The 24,095-nt window shown below is 44.3% G+C and carries 19 protein-coding genes; 11 read left to right on the forward strand and 8 right to left on the reverse strand.

Features of this window, described 5'->3' with window-relative positions; all coding sequences use genetic code 11:
* Positions 1-15 precede the first annotated feature (15 nt).
* Positions 16-702: a response regulator gene (locus R7035_RS21325; protein ID WP_005387163.1), complete on the reverse strand. Its 687-nt coding sequence runs from the start codon at positions 700-702 to the stop codon at positions 16-18.
* Complete coding sequence (locus tag R7035_RS21330; RefSeq protein ID WP_262652045.1) at positions 699-2,318, reverse strand: sensor histidine kinase; 1,620 nt, start codon at positions 2,316-2,318, stop codon at positions 699-701. The genes R7035_RS21325 and R7035_RS21330 overlap by 4 nt, the downstream gene beginning before the upstream one ends.
* Before the next feature lie 476 nt (positions 2,319-2,794).
* On the opposite strand from R7035_RS21330, the gene R7035_RS21335 reads away from it, so the two are divergent.
* The 5 genes from R7035_RS21335 (at position 2,795) to R7035_RS21355 (ending at position 7,889) form a co-directional block, all read left to right on the forward strand.
* Positions 2,795-3,022: a hypothetical protein gene (locus R7035_RS21335; protein WP_005377125.1), complete on the forward strand. Its 228-nt coding sequence runs from the start codon at positions 2,795-2,797 to the stop codon at positions 3,020-3,022.
* Positions 3,023-3,152: 130 nt separating this feature from the next.
* Positions 3,153-4,568 carry a TolC family protein gene (locus R7035_RS21340; protein WP_005387166.1) on the forward strand — a complete coding sequence of 472 codons (1,416 nt, stop codon included), beginning with the start codon at positions 3,153-3,155 and terminating at the stop codon, positions 4,566-4,568.
* A gap of 3 nt (positions 4,569-4,571) precedes the next feature.
* Positions 4,572-5,552, forward strand: a complete 981-nt coding sequence (locus R7035_RS21345) for an HlyD family secretion protein (RefSeq protein WP_318146255.1) — start codon at positions 4,572-4,574, stop codon at positions 5,550-5,552.
* 22 nt (positions 5,553-5,574) lie between these two features.
* On the forward strand, positions 5,575-6,741 hold the full coding sequence (locus R7035_RS21350) for an ABC transporter permease (protein ID WP_005387167.1): 1,167 nt from the start codon (positions 5,575-5,577) through the stop codon (positions 6,739-6,741).
* On the forward strand, positions 6,738-7,889 hold the full coding sequence (locus R7035_RS21355; RefSeq protein ID WP_033906182.1) for an ABC transporter permease: 1,152 nt from the start codon (positions 6,738-6,740) through the stop codon (positions 7,887-7,889). Before R7035_RS21350 ends, R7035_RS21355 begins: the two co-directional genes overlap by 4 nt.
* A 286-nt stretch (positions 7,890-8,175) precedes the next feature.
* Here the strand turns inward: R7035_RS21355 and R7035_RS21360 are convergent, their stop codons facing one another.
* From R7035_RS21360 to aspT, 6 genes are all read right to left on the reverse strand, one after another.
* Positions 8,176-9,084 (reverse strand): LysR family transcriptional regulator, encoded by a 909-nt coding sequence (locus R7035_RS21360; protein WP_033906183.1) that lies wholly within the window; start codon positions 9,082-9,084, stop codon positions 8,176-8,178.
* Positions 9,085-9,226: 142 nt separating this feature from the next.
* A complete protein-coding gene (locus R7035_RS21365) occupies positions 9,227-9,655 on the reverse strand; it encodes a hypothetical protein (RefSeq protein WP_262652047.1) in 429 nt (142 codons plus the stop codon).
* Positions 9,656-9,672: 17 nt separating this feature from the next.
* Positions 9,673-10,842, reverse strand: a complete 1,170-nt coding sequence (locus R7035_RS21370) for a patatin-like phospholipase family protein (RefSeq protein ID WP_262652048.1) — start codon at positions 10,840-10,842, stop codon at positions 9,673-9,675.
* A 210-nt stretch (positions 10,843-11,052) separates the two neighbouring features.
* The gene (pdxY, locus tag R7035_RS21375; RefSeq protein WP_033906186.1) at positions 11,053-11,910 is read right to left on the reverse strand and encodes a pyridoxal kinase PdxY; all 858 of its coding nucleotides are present in this window, start codon (positions 11,908-11,910) and stop codon (positions 11,053-11,055) included.
* A gap of 125 nt (positions 11,911-12,035) precedes the next feature.
* Entirely contained in the window at positions 12,036-13,631 is a 1,596-nt protein-coding gene (locus R7035_RS21380; RefSeq protein WP_318146256.1) for a bifunctional aspartate transaminase/aspartate 4-decarboxylase, read from the reverse strand.
* Between the two features lie 95 nt (positions 13,632-13,726).
* Entirely contained in the window at positions 13,727-15,442 is a 1,716-nt protein-coding gene (gene aspT, locus R7035_RS21385; RefSeq protein WP_318146257.1) for an aspartate-alanine antiporter, read from the reverse strand.
* 426 nt (positions 15,443-15,868) lie between these two features.
* Between aspT and R7035_RS21390 the strand changes: the two genes are divergently transcribed.
* From R7035_RS21390 to R7035_RS21415, 6 genes are all read left to right on the forward strand, one after another.
* A complete protein-coding gene (locus R7035_RS21390; RefSeq protein ID WP_005377106.1) occupies positions 15,869-16,081 on the forward strand; it encodes a DUF1656 domain-containing protein in 213 nt (70 codons plus the stop codon).
* A gap of 10 nt (positions 16,082-16,091) precedes the next feature.
* Entirely contained in the window at positions 16,092-16,955 is an 864-nt protein-coding gene (locus R7035_RS21395; RefSeq protein ID WP_176311010.1) for an HlyD family secretion protein, read from the forward strand.
* Between the two features lie 13 nt (positions 16,956-16,968).
* Positions 16,969-18,324: an FUSC family protein gene (locus R7035_RS21400; RefSeq protein WP_318146258.1), complete on the forward strand. Its 1,356-nt coding sequence runs from the start codon at positions 16,969-16,971 to the stop codon at positions 18,322-18,324.
* A 302-nt stretch (positions 18,325-18,626) separates the two neighbouring features.
* On the forward strand, positions 18,627-20,282 hold the full coding sequence (locus R7035_RS21405) for a hypothetical protein (protein WP_318146259.1): 1,656 nt from the start codon (positions 18,627-18,629) through the stop codon (positions 20,280-20,282).
* Positions 20,283-20,492: 210 nt separating this feature from the next.
* The gene (locus tag R7035_RS21410) at positions 20,493-22,532 is read left to right on the forward strand and encodes a carboxylesterase family protein (RefSeq protein ID WP_318146260.1); all 2,040 of its coding nucleotides are present in this window, start codon (positions 20,493-20,495) and stop codon (positions 22,530-22,532) included.
* A gap of 101 nt (positions 22,533-22,633) precedes the next feature.
* On the forward strand, positions 22,634-24,085 hold the full coding sequence (locus R7035_RS21415; protein ID WP_318146261.1) for a phospholipase D family protein: 1,452 nt from the start codon (positions 22,634-22,636) through the stop codon (positions 24,083-24,085).
* Positions 24,086-24,095: the final 10 nt, after the last annotated feature.

Raw genomic sequence — 24,095 nt, forward strand, 5'->3', positions numbered from 1 at the left:
GCATCAATATAAACGCTACCGCGTCACTTTTTTATAGCACCTTTCTGGCCTACCAACAGAGCCATAGTTTAAATCAGCCTCTAGTTCACCAGTGCTGATCAGATACTCCAAATAGCGCCTTGCCGTTGTTCGGCTCACTCCGATTTTTTCACCTGCCTCATCAGCGGTCAGCGCACTGCCATTTAGGAACAACTCTCTGATCTTGTCTAGGGTTACACCATCAATCCCTTTTGGTAATCGGTTCGGCAAGTTGTCTTGATTGGCGTGAGACTGCAGCATTTTATCAACGAGGTTCTGATCCAAACTCTCTACGATGTCTAGTTGTTGGCGTTGGGACACATACTTTTTCAGTGCGGCATCTAAGCGTGGAAACATCACTGGTTTTAACAGGTAATCGACAACGCCACCCCTCATCGCCTGTTGTAACGTATCGACATCCCTTGCGGCTGTAATCAAAATGACATCACACGTTTGGTTACTTGCACGCAGTGTATTTAGTATCTCAAGCCCTGTGCCATCGGGAAGATAGACATCCATCAATAGTAAATCTGGCTTAAGAATGTCGAGTTGCATTTCCGCTTCCATTCTCGTGGTCGCAATTCCAACCACTTCCAAACCTGTCAGTTGGCTTAAGTATTTGTGGTGCAGCTCAGCAATAGCCAGATCATCTTCAATGATCATTACGCGAGTCGCCATACTCATAATTGTTCTTCCTTGGGTAAGTACACCGTTATTCTTGTCCCATAATTTGTATTGGGTATCATCTCAACATGGCCGTGATATCGAGTAGCAAGCTGATTGACAAGGTGTAACCCAACTCCTCGATTTTGACGAGATTTCGTCGAAACGCCTTTTGTAAATAATGTTTGTGGATCCACTGTTTTTGGGAGGCCACAGCCATGATCTATCACCTCAAGTATCACTTCATTTCCGTAATCGCTAACGGACACATCAATGTTTCTGCGTTCTGACGCAACATTTGATTCATCGCGAATTGAAGTTAACGTGGCATCGAAAGCGTTATCAATCAAATTACCCAAAATTGTGACAAGGTCTTCCGAATTTAGCCACTCAGGTAGGGGCTCCAGACGACTGCCTTCCTCAACCACCAGTTGTAAGCCTAACTCGCGAGCACGTTCAGTTTTTCCAAGCAACATACCTGCAATTAGCGGGTCCTTAACGGTATCTCTTAAAAACTCAATCATTGCTTGATAGTGTGCGGTTTCTTGTCCAATTAACTTTTGCACCGCATCAAGCTCACCCATTTGTACTAGCCCACTAATGGTGTTGAGCTTATTTCGATGCTCATGGGTTTGCGAACGTAACAAATCTGCATATTCCTTGGTTTGTGATAGCTGCTCGGTTAGATCATTAATTTCATCCCTTAAACGGAAACTCGATACCGCCCCCACGATTTTTCCATCAACATAAATTGGAGAGCGATTTGCAATCAGGCGCTTATGATTAAGGAATATTTCAATATCATGATCTTCCTGCCCGCTTTCTAATACTGTATATAGATCGCTATCACGCAGCGTGTCAGTCAAAGGTTTATTGAGCGCTGATTCTCTATCAATACCGAGAATCTGGCAGGCACTACGATTTATCGAGCGAAGTATCCCTTGGGCATCAATGCTTAACACGCCCTCTTTGATAGTGCTCATCGTCACTTCTAATTCGCCGTACAACCGCCCTATCTCTTCAGGCTCAAAGCCTAAAATGGCGCGCTGAAACTTTCTCGACGCATAATTGGATACAATGGCATTAGCGACGACAACTACGATGACCATTAAAATCAAAAAGGCCAAAAATGGTTCGATGCGGTCTTGCAGTCGGTCGAGCAAATAGCCAACCGAAACCACACCAATGATGTTCCCTTGCTCGTCAAAAATCGCAGCTTTACCACGAACTGAATAACCTAACGAGCCCTGTGCCGTCGAAACATAAGACAACCCCTGCTCTAGCGCTCGACGATTGTCGCCACCTCTCATTGGCTTGCCCAACCGCTCATCAACAGGGTGGATTAAGCGTACTCCCTTATGGTCGCCAATAACGATGAATGCAGCACCTATGGCTTCGGTTAATTCTCGAAAGCGAAGTTGGTATGGCTGGGGGTGTTGGGTTTCGATCATTTCACGAACAACCGCTGAGTCCGCTAAAAAACGGGCAACACCCAGTGCTTTTTCTCCCATTTCTTGCTCTTGATTGATTTTGAGATAAGTGAACCCTGCGGCGACAAGCAATAACAGCTCTATCAACCCCGATAGCGTCATGATAATGAGCATCCGCTTACGAAAGCTGATGGTTTTCCAACTCATTGATACATCCTTGTGATTCACTCTTGAGCGTAACGTTAACACTCAGTTAACAGCATGACGTTGTCGTGGTGATAAATCTGTGAGGAAGACAAGCAAACCGCAGAGTTTACGGTTAATTAATCGACGAGCTGAAACATAAAATTACAACCATTCACCAAATTTAGCATTCCTCTCTGATACTCAATTCCATACATAAATTGCCCTTAAAATCATGATCGCGATCACATCGATTTTAGCGGTTTTTGAGGCGTTTTTAGACTTTACAACGTATAATTTTTAATCAACGAAACCAATGAGAGTTTCGGTTTGAAAGCAGTGAAGCTGGAAGTCTATTAAAAGCTCAACATTGATGTCAGTGGTTTGGACAAAAATAAAACAAAACACAAATACTGACTATATTACAAACACTTAGACACCATCTGAAAACTGGAAAACTATAAACAGAGGTGCATTTATAGTTAGAAGGAACACCAAACATGGAACGCGATACCTTTGGAATATGCCTGAATAAGGCGATGCTGTCAGAGAATATGTATTCAACATTTACACACGTCAGGGCTTATGAAAAAAACGGAGGCGGTACTTCTGATCTCAAAGTCCTGTTATCGTTCCCTCAAATGAGTGGAAAAGATCTATTGAATACGATGCGAGGTTCTCGTCAGCTCGAGTGGAGAGCGGAGTTTCACTGTCCATATACGAAATAAATTTGTAACATCTCCCGCGCCCAGCACAAATATAACTGGGCGCATACTACTGCCCAATTTTCCCTCCTACTTAACACGCAGTTACGAATCCTTTATATTAGAGCTAATACTCTACGATAAAGCAGCTATTATGAAAAAAACAGGAAAGTTTTGGATACTGGGCTTACTTAGCAGCTCGATTTCCCTTGCCTGTCATGCGGCACCGATCACTTTTGATACCGCATGGCAGCTATTGCTAGAAAACAACTATTCTCTTAAAGCACAACGCTCAAACGTCGAGAACTACCAATACCAAGAGAGTGCCACCAGCAATCTCAACTTACCTCAAGTTACCATTGGCGCGAATTACACGCGTTTAGATACCGATATCACGCTTTCGGGAAAACAGATTCTAGACAGCACAGGAGCACACATTAACGTACCTCCTGCTTTTCAGCCTATTTTTGGTGCCTTAGCTAATACCACTTCGACCATAACCGAGCGCGATATTTTCTCTTCGTCTATTCGTGCCATTTGGCCAATTTTTACTGGTGGTAGAATTTCTGCGGCTCAATCAGCAGCAGAAGGCAAAACGGATGAGGCGAAAAGTCAGCTTTTAATGGAACAACAAGCGCGTTTTGAAGATTTATCGAAGTACTACTTTTCTGTCGTACTGGCAAAGGAAGTACTCGCAACGCGGCAAGCGGTTGAAGCTGGGCTAAAAAAGCATCGAGATTTTGCCATTAAGCTTGAAGAGCAAGGACAAATCGCGCACGTTGAGCGCCTGCAAGCCGAGGCTTCTTTAGATAAAGCATCTGTAGAAACACGTAAAGCAGCCAGCGATTTGAGTATCGCTCAGGCTGCATTAGGTAAATTACTCGCGCAAGATGATGCCGTAGAGCCCGCTGAGTCTTTGTTTATCAACGACAGTCTTCCCCCTCTTACTGCTTTTGTCGATCAAACGTTGCTTACCTATCCGGGGTTAGAGCTTCTGAGCGCTAAACACAAACAAGCCTCTAGCTTAATCAAAGCAGAAAAAGGGAAATACTACCCTGAAGTTTATCTTTACGGCGACTACAGCTTGTATGAAGACGATTCTCTCGCAAGCCAAATGAAGCCTGACTGGTTAGTTGGTGTTGGTGTCAGCATTCCACTGATTGAATCATCAGGGCGAAGCGAAAAAGTCAAAGCCGCTCAAAGCGTCGTCTCGCAGGTCGACTCATTAAAGTCCCAAGCCAAACAAGACTTATCGCTGTTAGTCCAAAAGACATACTTGGAGGCTCAGCAAGCCATTGATGAAGTACAAGGGCTCGCATCTAGCATTGAACTCGCTAACGAAAACCTGCGCTTGCGTGAAAAAGCATTTACTCAGGGTCTGTCGTCTTCTCTGGATGTTGTGGATGCACAACTTTATGTCGCGAGTATAGAAACACAACGTTCAGCGGCGCGTTTCCGCTATTTAATATCTTTAACCAAGCTACTCGCATTGAGCAGTGAAATGAACAGCTTCGAACAATATCAAAATACCGCTTATATCCCTGCTTCAACATCCAAAGAGGTGAAATAAATCATGGCAGCTAAATCACTAAAACCCGTTTTACTCTCACTTTGTGCTTTGGGTGTTGCCTCTTGGGTTGGGTATCAATTTTACCAAGCCTATCAACCGGAACCGATCCGCTTACAGGGATTAATTGAAGCCCAGCAATACAGTATTTCCTCAAAAGTTCCAGGGCGTATTGATGAGGTCATGGTACGTAAAGGCGACGATGTAGAGAAAGGTCAGCTTATTTTTACCCTTCATAGTCCTGAAATTGAAGCGAAGTTAGAACAAGCAAAAGCAGGTGAAAAAGCGGCGGACGCCTTAGCTCAAGAAGCTGAGAAAGGCGCACGTGAGCAACAAATCCAAGCAGCAAAAGATCAGTGGATGAAAACCAAAGCCGCTGCGAATTTAATGGAAAAAACCTACAATCGTGTGAATAACCTTTATAACGATGGCGTGGTTGCAGAACAAAAACGCGATGAAGCTTTAACGCAGTGGCAAGCAGCGAAATACACAGAAAGTGCCGCGTTTCAAATGTACGAAATGGCAAAAGAAGGCGCTAGAAGTGAAACCAAAGTGGCTGCGGCGGAAAAAGCGCGCATGGCATCAGGTGCCGTAGCCGAAGTAGAAGCGTACGCGAAAGATACTCAGATCTACAGCTGGTTTGACGGCGAAGTCTCTCAAGTTCTACTTCAAAGTGGTGAATTAGCACCTCAGGGCTTCCCGGTTGTTACTGTGATAGATACAGAAGATGCCTGGGCGACACTTAATGTGCGTGAAGATTACCTTCAACACTTTAAAAAAGGAGCAACCTTTGATGCCTATTTGCCTGCCTTAAACAAAAATGTTGAGTTCAAAGTAACACATGTTGCCGTTATGGGTGACTTTGCAACGTGGAGAGCAACCGATGCTTCTCAAGGTTTTGATCTTCGTACCTTTGAAGTAGAAGCTCGTCCAGCTCAACCCGAACCTGAACTGCGTATGGGAATGAGTGTTGTCGTTGAACTTTAATCACAACCACTAGGTTAATGCTATGACGATTAAGATTTCACAGCGGCATATCTTACGACGAGACAAGTGGTTGCTTTCGTGCCTTAGTTGGATACCGATTTTGCTCGCGATGATGATTTGGGGAGTGTTCTCTGCGGGCATTGCCCGGGATCTGCCAATCGGTGTGGTTGATCTACAACATTCCCAACTTTCTCGAAAGCTCATTCAATCTTTGGATGCGTCGTCGAGTCTGGCTGTTAACTATCACTACACCAGTGCAAGCGAAGCAAAAAATGCGATGATTGAAGGCGATATCTACGCTTACGCGGTCATCCCATCTAAGTTCGACCAAGATATTCTCCAGCACCGCCAACCTCAACTTTCTGTCTTTTACAACAGTCAGTACATTTTGGTAGCGAAACTGATCAACTCTGCCGTTGCGCAAGCACAAGGCTATTTCGACGCTCAGGTTGAAGTAATGGGAAACTTGGCTAAGGGTAACACCACAACGTTAGCAGCGGCTGGACAGGCTGTACCCGTGTCGACACAAATAACCGCATTATTTAACCGTAACAATAACTACGCACAATTTTTGGTAACGGCTATCGTGCCATCCATTTGGCAAATATGTATTGTAGTAAGCACTATTTTGATTCTTGCCGCGCACTTTCGCATTTATGGTGGAAAGAATGGCTTTGCATTTTTGGGCGAAAAGCCATACGCCAGGCTCACTACCCTATTAAGTCAGTACATTCCGGTCTTTATGGCGCAAGGTGCGTTGTTCTTGTACTGGTTTTATTCTGTGCTTGATTGGCCAATGGAAGGCAGTTTTGTGGTTATGCTACTAGCACAATTGGCGACGGTTATCGCCTGTATCATTATGGGAGCGTTGTTCTTCTTCTTGTCGATGGATCCTGCACGTGCGATGAGTTTTGCTGGCGCGTTTACGGCTCCAAGTTTCGCGTTCATGGGAATTACATTCCCAGTTTCTGACATGAACACGCTCGCTTATGCATGGCGTTCATTATTGCCGATTACCCATTACATTGAAGTACAAGTGAGTCAAGCAAGCTATGGAGCATCGGCCGCACAATCTTTAAGCTCGCTATGGCCTATGATTGGTTATGTTGTGCCCCTGCTCATTACCGCAGCCTTGATGGGTAAACATCGAACAGCTTCATCAACACGCCAAGCGAAGGAGGCGGTATGACATTGTGGCAACTGATTAAAGCGGAACTTAAGGCCGTTCTAACCAATCCAGTCGTTACGTTGACCGTGTTTGGTGGTGTCGTATTTTACTCGTTTTTATACCCTTTGCCTTATGCACAACAAACGCCTCGTGAACAACCAATCGCGATTGTTAATCTAGATGGTAGTCAGACGAGTTTAAAGCTGGAACGTATGGTTGATGCCACCCCGCAAGTCAACGTAGTCACTCGACTTCATACGATTGCCGATGCAAAGCAAGCATTTTTACAACGAGAGATCACCGGTTTTTTAGTCATACCAGAACACTTTTACAAAGACCTAATGCTAGGTAAAAGCCCGACTCTAGCCTACGCTGCGGACGCCTCGTATTTTCTCGTGTACGGAACCGTGGTAGAAGGATTGGCCCAAGCGGGAGGCACATTAGGGGCCCAAGTGAAAGTCAGTAAAATGGTGATAGATGGTGTGCCCATGAGTATGGCTAGCCATAATTACTCTGCTATTAAGCTTAATATGAAACCGACGTTCAACCCAACCATGGGTTACATCGAATACGTAGTGCCGGCAGTATTTGTTCTGATTTTACAACAAACGTTGATCATGGCGGTTGGATTACAGACGGGAACACAGCGTCATGGTCGTGGCTATTGGTCACAAGTATCAACGGGATCGCTGCTGCTTGTGAGAACGTTAGTATTTGTGGCAATTTATTATTTACTCGGCGCCTATTATTTTGGTTTTAGCTTCGAACGCTTAAACGTAAACCATATCGCCAACGCGGGCGAATTGCTGGCTATGTTGTTCCCGTTCTTTTTAGGTTGTTGCGGACTAGGCTTCTGGCTAGGCTACTTATTACCTCGGCGTGAACTTGTCACCTTAGTCGTCTTAGTGAGCTCTATGCCGCTCATTTTCTTGGCTGGTTTTATTTGGCCGATTGAAGCCATACCTACTCCCTTACTATGGATTGCTGATTTAAGCCCAAGCACTTGGGCGATCAAAGCTTTCTTAGCACTAAACCAAATGGGGGCAACCTGGCAACAAGTCGCTCCACATTGGACAGCACTTTGGGCACTCACTGTGCTTTGGGGTAGCGTTGCGTACTGGATTGCTAAGCGAAGTAACAAGCCAGTTGTAACAGAGAGCTTGGGGTGATAGCTGACATTTTTATTACTATAAAAAAAGCCGGGTAACTAAACCCGGCTGAAAATCTGCGTCCTTGCAGCGGACATATGGTAAAAACACTTTTTGCTCTGGGCTTACCCATTGAGCGAGGTTAGATTAAGCCAAAAAGTATGGACTCCATACTCTCATATAGAGGGTTATATCCTTCCAATAGACATTAGCTCTTCGCTAGAACGATAACGTTTTTCAGACACAAAAAAACAAGACTCACGTTGAGTCTTGTTGTTGAGAGGGATGAGCAGGATACATGTCGCCGCTAAGTCATATCACGGATTATTTTCTCTCGGTATTCTGTAACGACCTTCATGATTGAATTTTTTACATCACCGACTTGCTTAGAGGGTTGGCACCATAGGCCAAAACCAAACTTAAAACCTTCCAATAATTCAGAAGCTTCCACTGGCTCTATATGATTATTAGAAAACTCCGAATGGGCAAACGTTCTGGGGAGAATCGCCCATCCTAAACCTGCTTCAACCATTTTCACTACAAGGGCCAATTGGTCGACCTCTTCATGGTTCGAACTTACGATGACTTTTTCGCCCATTCCCTCTTCAATAAGAGACCGCAATACAAATTGTTTACTATTCCTCAAGGCTGTCAATACTCGATCTGGTGCAACAGAAGCGAGTTCACCACCTTTCTGGACGAAAGGAACAAATTCAAAATGACCTAAAAACGTCGCATCCAGACTATGTATTGCTCGACTATCATGCACATTGACAATACCGAATTGATACTCACCATTCTGTAAACCCTCTTTAATTTCGTTGCGATTACGAACAAGAAAGTTAACTCGCATCATCGGAAAATCTGCCGCTAATTGAATACGAAGCAATACAAGAAAACGGTGTGGTATAGCGCTTGAATAGGCGATACTAACATTCTCTAATCCACCGTAAGAAAGACTCAGTGCGACTTTATCGAAAGTACGAGCCTGTTCGATGGTTTGCTTAGCATAGTGGTACAGATGGTGGCCATCTTCTGTTGGTTCTACCGAACGACCGACTCGCTCAAACAAGTTAACGGCTAGTTGGTCTTCAAGATTGGTGATCACCTGCCCTATAGTGGTTCGGTGCTTATTGAGTTTGACCGCCGCCTTACTAAATGAAAGCTGTTCATAAACGGTCACGAACGCGAGAAGTTGTTCAAAACTAAAATTCATAGGTTGTGCTTACTTTTTAGAGTTATCTAATTAAATTATCACAAGATAGTAGAATTGCTACTCGGTAACGGTAACAAGCTGCGTTTGAATTCCTTCTCGACGACATAAAAAAACCTACTAAAGTCTGTAGGTTTCTTCCATCTTAGTTGTACTCAACAACGCGAGCCAAATAGTTAAATTCACCCGAGTAACCATGATAATCGCGGTAAACATCCACACTAAAATACTTAGGTTGATCGGCTTGAATATGGTCAACGATCTTCTGTTCTAATGACGTTAGCGTTTCACCCGTTTGCGAATATACAAACTGTTTGTTCACTTTTTCCAATTTGCGTTGCTTTGCTTCTTTGTGTGAGACATAGTTGTTGATCTCTTCCCACTTACCCACGTACTCGACTGCCACGTAACTCGAGTTCTCATCAATCATGATGAAGGCTGCACCTTCTTCTTTAATGGCAGACAGTTGCTGCATGTCGCTGTCGACTTTTTGCTGGTCAAGGTGAGCACCACTTTGTGCAAATGCAGTCGCAGAAGCAGTGAGCATCATTAACGTTAGAACGGCTTTTTTCATTGTGTTTTTTTCCTGTATTAAGGGAGTTCAGTCACCCAAAGTTGTCCTTGGGTGGCTTTTTTGAATCCATATTCGTAAATCGTTAGCAAGTAATGTTGGTCGAACATGTCTTTCGTCACTTTGGCGTACCCGAAGTCTTGGTCGATGTAAGTAAACTGCATCTCAATATCGTTGATTTCACTGATGTATTTCATTCGATACAGATCACCACGAGTTTGCGCTAACGTAAGGCTTGAGACGCTTTTCGATACCAAATCCAACCCTTTGTCTTTTAGTGGTCGATACGGTGCTTTCAAAGCACCATTGCGAATCACATCCAACTGAGGTGCTTTTTCTAACCCCAGAGCCTCTGAAATTTGTTGATAGTTGAAGTTAGACGGATTAAAGAACACCTGCGCTGCAAGACCACCATCTACGTGTAACTCTTCAAGTGTTTCCCCATCATGTTCAACATCGATAAATTGTGGAGGGAAAACGCCAGGGATCGATGCACTTGCGGCAAGCACTTTGTAGATCAATTCAGATTTGTCCACTAAGTCACTATTCGCAATCGCGCCGATGTTCCAAATTACTAATTCACCTGAATCAAAATGGGTACTGCCGATAAAGAGGCGTTTACCATTGCGATGTTGCTGTGCCATCGCCTCAATCATTGGCTCAGGGTAAGCGTCCGCAATGAAGTCATAGAGGTTCTCGCCATCGGTAAACGCGTCCTTAAACAATGTGTTTAAAAAGTTCTTTTTACCCAGGACGCTTTTGTCGTTGATGTTGAGCATGACTTCTTTCATCTTTGGCATTGCATCACCACCGATGAAAACAAATGGCGCAATTAACGCACCTGCGCTGATGCCCGTAATGATGGTGTAGTCTTTCAGCTCACCCTTTTCCTGTAAGCCCATCAAAACGCCAGCACCGTACGCGCCGTTTACGCCACCACCCGATAAGGCCAAAATATTGAGCTGTTCACCCTCTACTTTGATCGGTGTGGTTTGATTGTGCGCTGAGTAGAGAAAATCCGGCGCTTCATTGGCCCACATTCGAAGTGGCTCATTTGGTGTCGAACTCGCGATCTCGACATCTTTATAGTTGCTTTGAGAAACACGAACATCCAGCGTATGGGGTGAACTACAAGCTACTATCAGCAGCGAAAGTACAACCGTCACACCAGAGGAAATTAAACGATTCATAATCAGTCTCATTTAATGTTCTCTGGCGTATGACCAGAGACTCAGTTTGAAGTTAATTGGGTCAAAATGAAGTCCGTTTCGTTGTTTGGAGTTACTATAGCTAGGCACGGCTAAACCCCATAATCGCGATTGTAGGATGCTATCCATCAAAGCAATTATGCCAAGTTTCTATATGCTAACTTTACGCTTCTCCGTTAATTAGGTACTGCGCTAAGCAATTTTCACGACGTTGAACTCATGCGTCGGTTCGACAAATTCGTATTGGGCATTGATCGTCTGTAGCTCCCATGTGCCATAGCCTTTGGTGATCTCCAATACACCGTAAACGGCGTTATGTGTATGACGAAAGGCTGCGACAGGAGACATCTTCTTCACCAAACAAGAAGTAAAAATCGCAGAAATCAAATCACCGACACCGACTGGCTGCATAGCAAATTCAACACTAGGGCGTTGGGCCAAATAGCTTGCTTTCGGCGTCGCTAAAATCATACTGAAGGCGTCATCTGTTAGTGCATGCAGGTGTTTCACCAATACCATTTTCGGTCCTAACTCTAAGGCTTTTTTACATGCAGTGACTGCATCATAAAGAGAGTTAATTTTCACACCTGTTAACTCGCTCAGTTCAAACTGGTTAGGAACAATCACATCAGCGATGGGCAACAAGCTATGGCTTATCGCTTCTTTGACACCGTCTGCCACAATGCAACCTTTGTCTGGATCACCCATAACTGGGTCACACACATAAAGCGCGCTGTGGTTACGCGATTTGACTAAACTTACCGCTTCGGCCACCGCACGACATTGCTCTGCGCTGCCTTGATAACCGGACAGTATCGCGCCACATTCGCCTAACTTCTCAATGTTATCTAAGCCTCTCATTAGAGAATGAATTTCATCTGCCCCAAACTTCTGTCCAGTCCAACCTTGCTGGTACTGAGTGTGATTTGAAAACTGAACCGTGTGAATTGGCCAGACTTCGAGGCCCATTCTCTGCATCGGAAAGACTGCAGAACTGTTTCCTGCGTGGCCATAAACCACATGAGATTGAATAGAAATAATGCTTTTCATAAGTCACTCTTAATTGAGAAGTTTGTTAGCTTGGCGACTAAATAAACACAATATCGCGCACTGTGCTTATTTGGTCGGAATAGCCTCGACAACGCCGAGGCTTATTCTTAATCAGGCTGGATTCATTAGCCTTTGAATTCAGCAAAGTACTCATCCAACACTTTGCGTGTTGCACGACCGATAAGCTCGTATTCGTGGTGAGTAAGATTTGCTAGCGAAACTCGAACTGATGCATGCACTACATCGAAGCCTTGGCCTGGAAGTAGGATAACGCCGGTTTCATGTGCAAGGCGGAACAGGAAGTCTTTGCCTTTCTCGCTCGCTTTGAACCATTCAACGAATGCTGGTCCGTACAATTTGCCGCCCAGAGTGTCGAGCTCAAGCAGTGTGTAGTAGTCCACACGATCTTTGTTTTCTTCAATTTCTACACCCATGTTTTTGTACAGAGTTTTGTAACGCTCGCGAATGATGCGTTTACATGCTTCTTTGTAGTTTTTCTCTGAGTCCATCAAGCAGTTCAATGAGAACAGCGCCATTTGAACTTGTTGAGGAAGAGACAAACCTGCTGTGTGGTTAAGTGCTACGCTGCGGCTATCTGCAACGATACGGTCAATAAACTTGATCTCACGCGGTTCCGGAGTCAGCGTTTTGTAACGATCGTCCAACTCAAGTTGACGCGCTTCAGGAAGGCTACGCATTGCATCGTCAAACACGTTGTTGTGTTGAATTGCAATCGAGCCTAGACGCCAGCCTGTTGCACCGAAGTACTTAGAGAACGAGTACACACAAAGCGTGTTGTATGGTAGTTTCGCAAACAGTGAGACAAAGTCGTCCGCAAAAGTGCCGTATACATCGTCAGTCACAATGAATAGGTCGCTACGTTCGTTGTTCACGAAGTTTGATAGGTTATCCAGAGTTTCATCCGAGAACTTCACAGACGCTGGGTTTGCTGGGTTAACAACACAAAGCAGTTTGATGTCTGTATCTGCAAGCTTTTCGATTTCAGACATCGGCAGCTGCCATGTTGTCTCATCCAAACGTAGTTCAACGATTTCCAGTTCGTATTCACTCAGTTCTGGAATTTCTAGGTACGGCGTAAAGATTGGAGTGATTAGCGCGACCTTGTCACCTTTCTTCAACAGACCGTTGTTGAACATAGTTTGGAACGTGTACGTCATAGACGCTGTGCCGCCTTCCGTTGCAAACAGATCGAAGTCTGTTGTCATTGGCATCGGGCCGTACATCTCTTCTGCGATGTACTGCTTCACAACCCTTTCGATGTTCGTCAACATACGTGGTGGCACTGGGTAGTTACATGCAAGGTATGCGTTAACCAGTTCATTCAAGAATGCTTGTTTCTCTAGACCCAAACGGTCTTTTGCGTAGCTCAGCGACTTTTCTAAGAACTGCACGCCTTGGTCTTTCTTATTGTCGTTTGCAAACGTGTCGAAGCGCTCAACAATGCCCACACCATCAGGAATGCCACCGAAGCCACCATCTAGGTATGAGTAAGTGCGCTCGGCTTCCAACACTGCGAATTCACCCAAACGAATGAACGCTTTACGTGGTAGCGTCGCTAGAAAGTTAGGGTTACCACGACCAGCATCTAATAACGCGCGGTCAGGAACAGTTTGTGCCACTTCAATTAGTTTATCTTTTAATTCAAATGGGCTTAAATCTGCAAATTTTGAAAAATCAATTGTTGTGTTTTGCGTAGTCATAATATTTACCTGAATCTATTATTTACTTAAATTTGGATATTACTTTCCCTATCGCCTATTTAATTAGGCGATAAGTGTGTTCGAATTTATTTAAATTACATGCCTGCGTTTAAAGTAATAATGCCGACAATAATTGGACCCCATAGGGTAAGCAGTACATTGGCGACTGCATAAGTCACGGTGAATGAGAATACTGGCGTTGCGTTGCCTGTTTTTTCCATTAAAGCCGCGAATGCTGGGTTCGCACTTCGTCCACCTGTAACACAACCTAGTGCTTCAACTGGGTTCTTAATCTTCAATACAAAGTATGAGAAAAAGAACGAAATAAACTGAGGAATAATGGTCACAGCCATACCAAGGAACAACAGAGACATACCGTGTTCTTTGATTGTGTCGACCGCTTGAGGGCCAGCCTCAAGGCCAACAATGCCCACAAATGCTGCCAAACCGAAATCTCGAACAAAGTTCGCGGCACCCACAGGAAACTGAGCAACATGCGGATTGCGGCTACGCAACCAACCGACGATCAAACCTGAGATCAAACAACCTGCACCAGAACCGATAGTGACGGGAATACTAGCAATCTTAAAACTGATTAGACCAATTAATAGACCCACCACCATGCCCATACCAAGCACGACTAAGTCAGTCACGTTTGCTGAGCCCATTCGCTGACCAATGTTTTTCTCAACGCGATTGATGTCTTTTGCTGTACCTGTAAGCTGGATGACGTCGTTTTTCTTCACCACAAGATCCGGCGTCATTTCGATAGAGCTGCCTTCACGAATGTAATCCGTCACATAAATACCGCGCATAGAGCCTTGGTTCGAAGCCTCTTTAATCTCTTGCAGCGACTTACCAATCAGTTTGCGGTTGTCTGCGATCAGTTGACGGTTTTCTTCAATAACTTCATAGCCTTCTGGAAGTGCAATCTCGTTGTCAGCCAAACCATCTTGCAGCTTATGTACCGCATTACGACGACCAGTTACAACAATGACATCCCCTTCTTTCAGTGCTGTGAATTTGTCCACTTCTAGCACTTTGCCATCACGTTGAATCAATTCAATACAAGCAGCTAGAGCGTGTTGGTTTAACTGAGCTAGGGTTTTGCCTGCTAGCCCGCCATCTTTGCTCACTTTAAATGCTCGTGTAACCAGCGCGGTTACTGCGTTGAATTCACCCGGCGCAAGATCGCGCTTACCATTTGAGTTTTTCTCTTCTAGAGCAATCGCTTCTGCTCGGATATCCCACTTCATCAGTGTTGGGAATACCCATGTCACCATCAGAATTGGACCAAGCGAACCAAAGATGTACGTAACCGCGTAGCCTACTGCGACGTTGGTCTGCATTAGGTGCTTCGCTTCTTCTGTCACACCACCAAGACGTGCGATCGCATCACCCGCTGTACCGATGATTGCCGATTGAGTCAAACCACCAGCTGCAAGGCCTGCTGCCGTACCTCTGTCTAGATCAAACATCCAAGCAGCTGCTAGTACACAAAGCAGGCCAGAAACCGTCATCACTACAGCGGAAAGTAGAATGTTGATGGTTCTAAAGTTCAGTGCTTTGAAGAACTGTGCACCACCTTGATACCCTACTGCGTAAATAAAGAGCGCAAAGAAAATGCTTTTTACGCCGGGATCAATATGAACACCAAATTGCCCAATAATTACACCCATTAATAATGTTCCGGCAACACCGCCAAGAACAAATCGACCAATGGTAATTTTACCAACCATATAACCGAGAGAGAGCGTAATAAAGAGAGCAACAAATGGTGCCATGTCAAAAAGGTTAGAAATAATTTCCATGACAATTTTACTCTTACTAATAAATATAAAACTCAAATAATCTAACGAATAATCTTTCACTCATATTTGTTGGATTATTTAATTTAAAAAGCATCTCGTTTGCTTCGAAGCGAATATTAGAAACAAAACCTCACAACTCGTAATCCCATTTGAAGGACGAAACCATCACTTCGCATATTCAAAAGCAAACATTGAAAAATAATTGTCGAAAATTTAACAACTTAGTGGTCTGAAATGAACATAGAATAAATTGGAAAATAAATTTATTTTTATTTTCACTGTCCAAAAAGCTACTTTGCTGCGCTATTCCCTCTATATAGCGCATAGCACCTTTCGTTTGATGGATTAGATCCTGCAAAAGCGATTATCACTGATGCCATCACTTGCCTTATCTTTACATTCATCAAGTTAATAGAGAAAAACACCATGAACTCAATGCCACATGAACTTGTGTGGGGCGAAGTTTACTTCCCTCCCTTGTTGCTGGTTATTGCATTGGCTTACATGCTCACCATTTTGGTTGGAACCGTTGCAACAAAACTGGGACTCCACAAATACGTTGCATTTCCCGCGCTCGCTGAGCTAAGCCTAATTGTGATTTTTACTGGCGTTATTGGTCGATTCATTACCATATTTTGAGGCAAATTCCGTGATAAAACGTTATCTCATCACACTGCTACTACTGTGTTCAGCTGGCACCGTGATTTTCAGCTACTACCAATCATACTCTGACACCCCTTGGACTAGAGATGGCCAAGTTAGCGCGCACATCGTTTCTATAACCCCCCGCGTAACAGGACAAATCATCCAAGTCTACGTCGAAGACAATTCGCAAGTGAAACAAGGCGATTTGCTGTTTGAGATTGACCCAAGCATCTATAAAGCGGCATACCACAAAGCATTGGCGACTCAAAAACAAGCGGTCGCTCTGTTAGCAAAAGCAAAAAACGAAGAGCAGCGAGCACTTAAGTTAGAAAAGCGCACACCTGGCGCTGTACCTGTACTGACATTGAATAACCTAGACAATGCGGTGGAGACAGCCGTTGCCAACGTAGAACTCGCGAAAGCCAATGTTGAAGAAGCCAAGCTAAACCTTGATTACACAAAAGTTTATGCGCCAACGAATGGTTATATCACTAATTTGAACTTACGTGTCGGCTCTCAAGTCGTCGCTAACTCCCCAGTCGTGGCTTTGATTGATGAAGACAGCTTTTGGATCGAAGGATATTTCAAAGAAACGGATTTAGTTGGCGTTGATCCACAAGATAAAGCCTACGTGACCTTAATGATGCACAATGAAGCTGTGTTGGAAGGAAAAATCAAAAGCATCGGCTACGGTATCGCAAAGCAAGATGGCAGCACAGGCAACGATCTCCTGCCAAACGTCAATCCGAACTTCCAGTGGATTCGTTTGGCTCAACGTATTCCAATTAAAGTTAAATTAGATCACTTACCGAAAGATTTTCAACTACGTGTTGGTATGACGGCCTCTATCAAAATCATCAAACAATAATGCGGTGGAATGTATGTTTAATGCCTCAACCAAAGAAGCAATCAAAGCTGCGCTGTCTATCGTTATCGCGATCTGCCTTGCCTTATGGTTTCAATGGGAGAAACCGTATTGGGCAGCGATCGCAGTCGCGGTAATGGCATTAAATGAAAGCTTCGCTCACTCGATAAACAAAGGTCATAATCGCTTATTAGGAACCCTCCTTGGCATCGGTTATGCCTTTTTCCTCATCACGACGTTTTCTCAAGATCGCTTTTTGTTTCTCACCTTCTTCACCTTGTTTTTAGGTGCGTGCATTTTTATGTCGAGCGACGAAAAGTATGGTTATGTGTTCTCTATCGGTTTTGCTGTGTGCTCCATCATCGCATGTATGGGAGGATTTGATAGTCAAGCAACGTTCCACTTCGCTGTTCTTCGCATGCAAGAGACTATTCTTGGTGTGATCACGTTTTCTGTTGTGTACCGATTAGTCTGGCCAGTCAGTACAGAACAAAACTTCATTCAACGTTTTGAGACCAGCAGAGAGGCGATGCTTAACGCTATGAAATCGCCCAATGATATAGATACTGAAGCTCTTGAGACCAACAGCGCCAACATAGAAAAGTTGTTCCAACTGGTCGGTTTACCACTTACTGGCAGCTACCACTTGAAAGAACATCGTCAGCTATGGCGTGCGCGTTTAAATGAGATGGCACAAATCCAAGACCGATTGCTAGAACAAGCAGATAAATCGCAAAGTCGTGAGATCGATTGGCCAACGCTAACGCAGCAACTTCAAAGCTTTGATATTAAAAATCCAAGTACGTCGCTCATTGGTCACGTTGCTTATGTCATGCAAAGAGAGAAAAACACGGTTTGGCATCACGAGCATCGAACGTTTATCCAGCATTTGAATGAAGACGGCAGAAAGGTATTGCAAGGTGTATCCATGTTCGTCACTTCTTTGTTGATCTGGATTTATCTGCCCGTACCCGGAGGTTTCATTTTTCCGATGCTAGCAGGCGTGTTCTCTTCAATCGTTCCTACTATGCCACCAAGCATTATTAAAGATGCATTTTTTGGTGTGATAGGCACTGGCACGGTGATTCTATTGCAATACATTTTCATAATGCCAATGATGACCGAGCTTTGGCAGCTTGGGCTATTCTACTTCATCAACATCATCGTAATTTGGAAGGTGTTTTCCACACCAAAACTGATGGTACACAGAATTCTAGGTATTAACTTATTGGTTGTCTTGACATCAGGAGCGCTCAATTTAACCCCAGCGTATCGAATTGAAACGTCCTTGCTGATGCTGGTAAACATTATGATCATTTTGATGATTGCCAAGTTGTTTACTGATCTGTTTCGTGTTCGCGTTACGGTCTAAGCGTCACCTCCGTTCTTGAAACTAAAGCCCTGCATTGCTTCTGCTATGCGGGGCTGTTTGTTTGTGAGCTAGCCATTATTCCTCCGTAACCCATAAAGCGAGGATAGTATCCATCAAAAGCGATTAACGGGATTTCTCTTCACCTCATAAAATCCTCTCATTGATTCACGAAATGCAATCGAAAACCATGCATTCACAACGTCAATCACAGCAAACATATCTATCTAACTGAACAAGAAGTTCAGTGACACATTAACTGTCTGAGTCTCGAAGGTTTGAGACTATTCAGAGTGGAAACTGTCATGAGTTTTTTTGAATTACGCGCCGGCAAGACGTCTTCTCTTACTGTGCTCGCGAGCGCACTAATGCTTACTACCCCCACTTTTGGCTTCGCCGCTGAAGAGACGACGACCTACAACGAAGTAATCGAGCAAGGCCGAGCGCTGTTCGACAAATACGGTATCAGTCATGATTTACCAAAACTGGCCATCAGCTCTCTAGTTCAAGGCGAGCATTTGGTAGAGCATGCCCACCGAAGTGTTAAAATCGGTGATAGCGTTCGCGATTCGTCCGTCTACTTGGTTAAGAACACCGATAACAAAGGCAACATTGATCTGCGTATCAAGTACAACCCTGAACAACTCGATGAAAATGAAAAAGTACTTGATGAGATCGAAGCTTTCACACGAACAGAATACCGCCTTCGAAACTACGCAGAGAGTTTTGATCCGTCATCAGTAAGAGCCAAAGAGGATCAGAATGGTAATGTGATCATCAGTTTTAATTACTCAAAATACGGTCTTCCTCAAGATATCGCCTACTTCCGCTTTTTAAGCGTTGATATTGAGTTGGTTAATGGTGAACCGAAACGTATGGTCATTACCAACGATAAACCGTTCACACATCACAACTACCAAGTGGATTCTTACGATCAAGAGATCCTCTTCCAGAAGTTAACATCAGGCAAAATTGCGATTGCCAGTAAAAACACCAAGATAGTTGGTTCAAAGAAAAATAAACCCCTCGAAATGATGAGCAGCGTAAAACCGGTAGCGATTTATGAAGATAAGCTTGGCGTGCAAGTACTAGACGAAAAACGCTTGAATGAGGTATCTGATCCACGCATGCAAGAAGCCTGTGTTAAGCTAGACCGAGTTTTTCCTTTAATGGGTGATATGGTTCGTCGTCAAGGTATCGATTTGCCTCTGCCGTTTGGTGTGTCGCTAGCGTATCGAAATCAAGATATGAATATTCCATTTAATGATTTCACGATTGAAGGCATCGGCCTTAATGAACTGTTTGATCCAGAAGACAGTGTCGGCATCGTCAGTGCTGAGAGCATGACGCTTCGTGGCGATGTAAACATCCTGCCATTTTGGAATGTATTTGGTTACATCGGGAAAGTTAATGTCGATGCCAATGTTAATGCCGCTTACACGGGTGAAGGTGGTCAGTACATAAAAGATAAGCTGAACGATAAACTGCCAGGATTAGGTGATAAGTTTTGCGATGGTTTATCTGCACTTTGTAGTCGCGGACGCCTAGACGTGCCGCTGCATTTGGAATATGACCTTCGTGGTATAGGTACAACCCTTTCGGTTGGCTATAAAGAATTCTTTGCTTCTGTCACTGGTACCTATTCGCAAACTCGCTTAAAGGGCTTAGATGATTGGGGCGATGGTATTGTTACTGTACAGCCGATGTTGGGTTATCAACTTGTCGATTATCGCACGCAGTTCTTTGTCGGAGCAGAATATCAAGGGCTGGACGCTCGAATGGACGGGCATGTAAAAAGCGGTGATATCGAATTCGATTACGACATTGGTGTAGATCTTAATCAATGGGCGTTTTTGACTGGTTTCAATAAGCAAATCGGCAAAAACTACAACCTGACCTTTCTCTATAACAAAGGGGAAACTCGAGAGTCAGTGACCTTAAATCTTGGTTACCGTTTCTAGCTCTCAGAAAGAGCCCGCCCCTATACGATGGTAGGACTGCATCCTACAAAGGCGATTACTGAAACTGTCGCCGATGTCCTACCATTTGAGCCATCAATACAACAAGCCATCCAACCATTCACGGATTAATGCCAAAGCGTCAGGACGTCGCTTGTTAGATGCCGTTTAACATTTTCGGTGTACGCACCAAATGACTTTTTGGACATAACAATGACTTTACTCAATCGCTCAACTTTAGCCATTACCATCACTCTTGCCTTAGCAGCTTGCAGTGATGACTCTGGTAAACCTAGCGTTCCTAACGGCCCGAAGCCACTACAACCCTTACCACCAGAGCAAATCGCTTTGGAAATTGGCGATGCAACCATTCAAGCGACCAAAGAGTCCCTTGTCATCACGCCTCTTGATGCGGATGAAAAACTGGCAGCGGTAGAGGCGTTCAAAGGTATCCAATTTGCGCAAGCAGACCGCTTTCAGCACAGCATTGCGGTCCCACTTGAAGGCGATATTGATGCGACTCAGTTCGGTGATGCGTGCCCGCAGTTAAAAACCACGGCACAAACGCAATCAGAAGATTGTTTGAACCTAAACATTTGGCGACCAGCAGGGACAGAAGCGTACGCAGATTTGCCAGTGTATGTCTTTATTCACGGTGGAGACTTTGAATACGGCTCGGGCTCAGAACCGCTGATTCATGGTGATATGGTGGTTGCACAAGGTGCTGACGATGGTAACCCGTTTATTGCAGTTACTTTTAACTATCGCTTGGGCTTGTTGGGCAGTGTTTGGGTCGATGGTTTGGACAACCCAGAGGGCGGTAACTTTGGCCTAGGCGATCAAAAACACGCGCTTGAATGGGTTCAACAAAACATAGAGGCATTCGGCGGCAATCCGCAAAACGTGACACTCATGGGTCAAGGTGCGGGTGCCATGTCGGTGGGAATTTTACAGCAATCAAAAGGCGATGCGGCAATCGCAGGTGAGCACTTTCAACGTGCCATCATGCAAAGCAACGCTTACGGCTTTGAATATAAAAGTTACGATGTTGCCAAGAGCCAAAGACTAGAGCAAAGCGTTGAAGATCTTGCGTTACTACCACTTGAAGAGATCATGAAGGTACAGAGCGAGATGCTTGATCCGATTCAACGTCTTAAGAACTGGGTACTGACCGCCGTGAATATTCCGGTTATAAGCCCAACACGCGACAACAGCCCATTAGCTACATTGATGCCATTTGCGCCTTACATCGAGCATCGCCCACCAGCGTTTCTAGTGAAAGAAGTACCAGGCTATCACTTTACTGAGCAAGCCATTGAGAGTGAATGGATCGTACCGACGGTAATTGGCTCAAACAGTGCAGAAAGCAATACTCTGGGCATGCTACCGAGCCTGACATTTTTGATCCCAACTATCACTGAAATCTTGAGCCAAGAAGCGCCAGAAGTCATTGAAAGTGGTGACGAAAACTTAATCGTCGAATACATGGTGGAGTGGCTAGAATCGGAAACGAACTTAAACCGTTTACGCGCTGAATATCGTTCATTACTCAACGATTCAGCTTCGATTGAACTCGATCTTTCTGACTTATTGGAACTGCTGCCTAGCACCGCTTATGAGGCGATGACTAAGTTGTTCTTCGGTTTGGGGAACTCCGATTCAAGCACGGAGTTACTTGCTCTGGCTGACTTCTTCCCTAACGATGAAAGCGAACTGAATGGCGCGGCGAAAAACATGCAGCAATTCAAAACCATGTTGCATGATTTGCTCTTCACGGGTCCAAACCGTCATAAAGTTTCAACTGAAGAAGCAACAGGAGCAACGCCAAGCTTCTACTACTTTGACTACAAACCTGGATTCAACGTATGGACTTACAATACCAAAGGTGAAAATGGCGATCTCGACGTTGGTGATTTACTCAAAAGCATCAGTTGTATTGTGGGCGCTTGTAATGCATCGGAATTACCATTTGTGTTTAATAAAGCATTAAAGCTTGATGGTTCAAGTGTTCGCCCAGGTAGCAAAGACAAAGCAATGATGAACGAGCTCTCTCGTATGTGGTTTAGCGAACGTTTATTTGAAGACTTCCAATACAACAGCGCGACTGATCGAGTATTGCTGATCGATAACGATGGCGGTATTCAATCCACACAAGACTGGGACAATGCTCATCACTCAGGCATCGATCCAAAACTGCGCCAAGGTCGCCTCAACGGTCTAGAGGAACTTGGGCTGATTCTGAGTCACATGTAACGTTATCTTCAGTTACTAAAAAGTCGTTACCAAATACCTAAAAGCCAGTTCGCTGGCTTTTTTCATCCTTATTCCTTGAACATAATTAGGAAGGTTTACTCATGTTTCCTAACGCCCTTCGTGCCCTGCTACTCTTCATCTTCAGTGCACTATTGGTTGGCTGTGCTCAGCCCTACCCTCAAGTTGAACCGGATTTTGAAGCCAATTGGCAAACTACTCAGCATCAAGCCGAAGTTTACTTAATTCCTAACGCTCCGGAAGCCTTTGCTCGTCGTGTTGAACTGGTAAGAAACGCTCAGCAAAGCATCGATATGACTTACTTTTCTTGGGAGAGTGACACGCTTGGTTTGATGCTACTCAATGAACTCAAACAAGCAGCAGATCGAGGCGTGCAAGTTCGACTCACTCTCGATGATTTATTGGTGTTTAACGAGAAATGGCTTGCTGATCTCAGTGCTCACGACAACATTCAAATCCGTTTATTCAATCCGTTTGATTCACGTAAGTCAGGCTGGATTGGTCGCGCCGTCAACTTCTCTACTCATCAACAACGTTTGGACAATCGTCTGCACGAGAAGTACTTCAACGTCGACCATCAATGGATGATTCTAGGTGGACGCAACATTGGCAACGACTATTTTGGTTACAGCCGCAAAGCCAACTTCTTTGATATGGATGTCTTGTTCAAAGGCAGCATTATTCGAGCGTTCGACCAGAATTACCAACAACTTTGGGACAGCAAGCATGTCACGCCAATAGAAAACATCGTTAACGTTACCCCAAACTATTCCGCGTTCACTAAAGCGCTTAATAAAGGTGAGAAAGACAAAAGCATCATTCTGACGGAAGTTGAAAAACAGGTTAAACACCTGACCAGCCCCAACTTCATTGCTGCGCAAGTCACCCCCGTTTTCGACTCATTAAACAAGTTAGAAAACAACAAATCCTACTTTAGAAAACGGGCAGAACACCAAGTTTGGCAACAAATAACCTCTGCATCAAAAGCTGTGATATCAACGCCTTATGTGGTACCAAGTGATGGTGAATTTGCCTTTATTGATACCTTGATGGAGCAAAAAGCGGACATAACGTTAATGACGAACTCGTCTGCTTCTAATGATTCTGGCTTTATTCCTGCTTATTACGAGGAGCATCGCCAAACCTTGTTGGATAAGGGCGTTCATATACTTGAGTACAAAAACCAAGCGAAAAATGATGACCATTACTTCCATGCGGATACTTATTATCACAACAAGACGGTGATACTCGATGATCGGCTGACTTATATCGGCTCATCAAACTTCGACCCAAGATCGGATTTCCTCAATGTGGAATTTGGTGTGTTGGTCCAAAGCGAAGCCTTTGCAGAACATGTCATGCACTACTTAACTCGACAACAAGATGAACTGTTTTGGCGAGTATCTCGAGATGGACAAGGCCAAACTCAGTGGCAATCAATGAATGAGAACCATACTAAGAATCCAAACTATGGTGGATGGCATAAGGCACCTAACTGGATATTCAAGAAACTGAATGGTGAGTTCGAACTCTAAACAATCAAGA

Origin of the sequence: Vibrio sp. 1731 (assembly GCF_033339955.1) — a bacterium.
GTDB classification, from domain to species: domain Bacteria; phylum Pseudomonadota; class Gammaproteobacteria; order Enterobacterales; family Vibrionaceae; genus Vibrio; species Vibrio alginolyticus.

Excerpts from the sequence above, each read along its gene's own strand:
- R7035_RS21345 (WP_318146255.1), top strand. The coding sequence starts at position 4,572 with ATGGCAGCTAAATCACTAAAACCCGTTTTACTCTCACTTTGTGCTTTG.
- R7035_RS21405 (WP_318146259.1), top strand. The coding sequence starts at position 18,627 with ATGAGTTTTTTTGAATTACGCGCCGGCAAGACGTCTTCTCTTACTGTG.
- R7035_RS21390 (WP_005377106.1), top strand. The coding sequence starts at position 15,869 with ATGAACTCAATGCCACATGAACTTGTGTGGGGCGAAGTTTACTTCCCT.
- aspT (WP_318146257.1), bottom strand. The coding sequence starts at position 15,442 with ATGGAAATTATTTCTAACCTTTTTGACATGGCACCATTTGTTGCTCTC.
- R7035_RS21360 (WP_033906183.1), bottom strand. The coding sequence starts at position 9,084 with ATGAATTTTAGTTTTGAACAACTTCTCGCGTTCGTGACCGTTTATGAA.
- R7035_RS21365 (WP_262652047.1), bottom strand. The coding sequence starts at position 9,655 with ATGAAAAAAGCCGTTCTAACGTTAATGATGCTCACTGCTTCTGCGACT.
- R7035_RS21380 (WP_318146256.1), bottom strand. The coding sequence starts at position 13,631 with ATGACTACGCAAAACACAACAATTGATTTTTCAAAATTTGCAGATTTA.
- R7035_RS21340 (WP_005387166.1), top strand. The coding sequence starts at position 3,153 with ATGAAAAAAACAGGAAAGTTTTGGATACTGGGCTTACTTAGCAGCTCG.
- R7035_RS21350 (WP_005387167.1), top strand. The coding sequence starts at position 5,575 with ATGACGATTAAGATTTCACAGCGGCATATCTTACGACGAGACAAGTGG.
- R7035_RS21400 (WP_318146258.1), top strand. The coding sequence starts at position 16,969 with ATGTTTAATGCCTCAACCAAAGAAGCAATCAAAGCTGCGCTGTCTATC.
- R7035_RS21325 (WP_005387163.1), bottom strand. The coding sequence starts at position 702 with ATGAGTATGGCGACTCGCGTAATGATCATTGAAGATGATCTGGCTATT.
- pdxY (WP_033906186.1), bottom strand. The coding sequence starts at position 11,910 with ATGAAAAGCATTATTTCTATTCAATCTCATGTGGTTTATGGCCACGCA.
- R7035_RS21330 (WP_262652045.1), bottom strand. The coding sequence starts at position 2,318 with ATGAGTTGGAAAACCATCAGCTTTCGTAAGCGGATGCTCATTATCATG.
- R7035_RS21370 (WP_262652048.1), bottom strand. The coding sequence starts at position 10,842 with ATGAATCGTTTAATTTCCTCTGGTGTGACGGTTGTACTTTCGCTGCTG.
- R7035_RS21415 (WP_318146261.1), top strand. The coding sequence starts at position 22,634 with ATGTTTCCTAACGCCCTTCGTGCCCTGCTACTCTTCATCTTCAGTGCA.
- R7035_RS21335 (WP_005377125.1), top strand. The coding sequence starts at position 2,795 with ATGGAACGCGATACCTTTGGAATATGCCTGAATAAGGCGATGCTGTCA.
- R7035_RS21410 (WP_318146260.1), top strand. The coding sequence starts at position 20,493 with ATGACTTTACTCAATCGCTCAACTTTAGCCATTACCATCACTCTTGCC.
- R7035_RS21355 (WP_033906182.1), top strand. The coding sequence starts at position 6,738 with ATGACATTGTGGCAACTGATTAAAGCGGAACTTAAGGCCGTTCTAACC.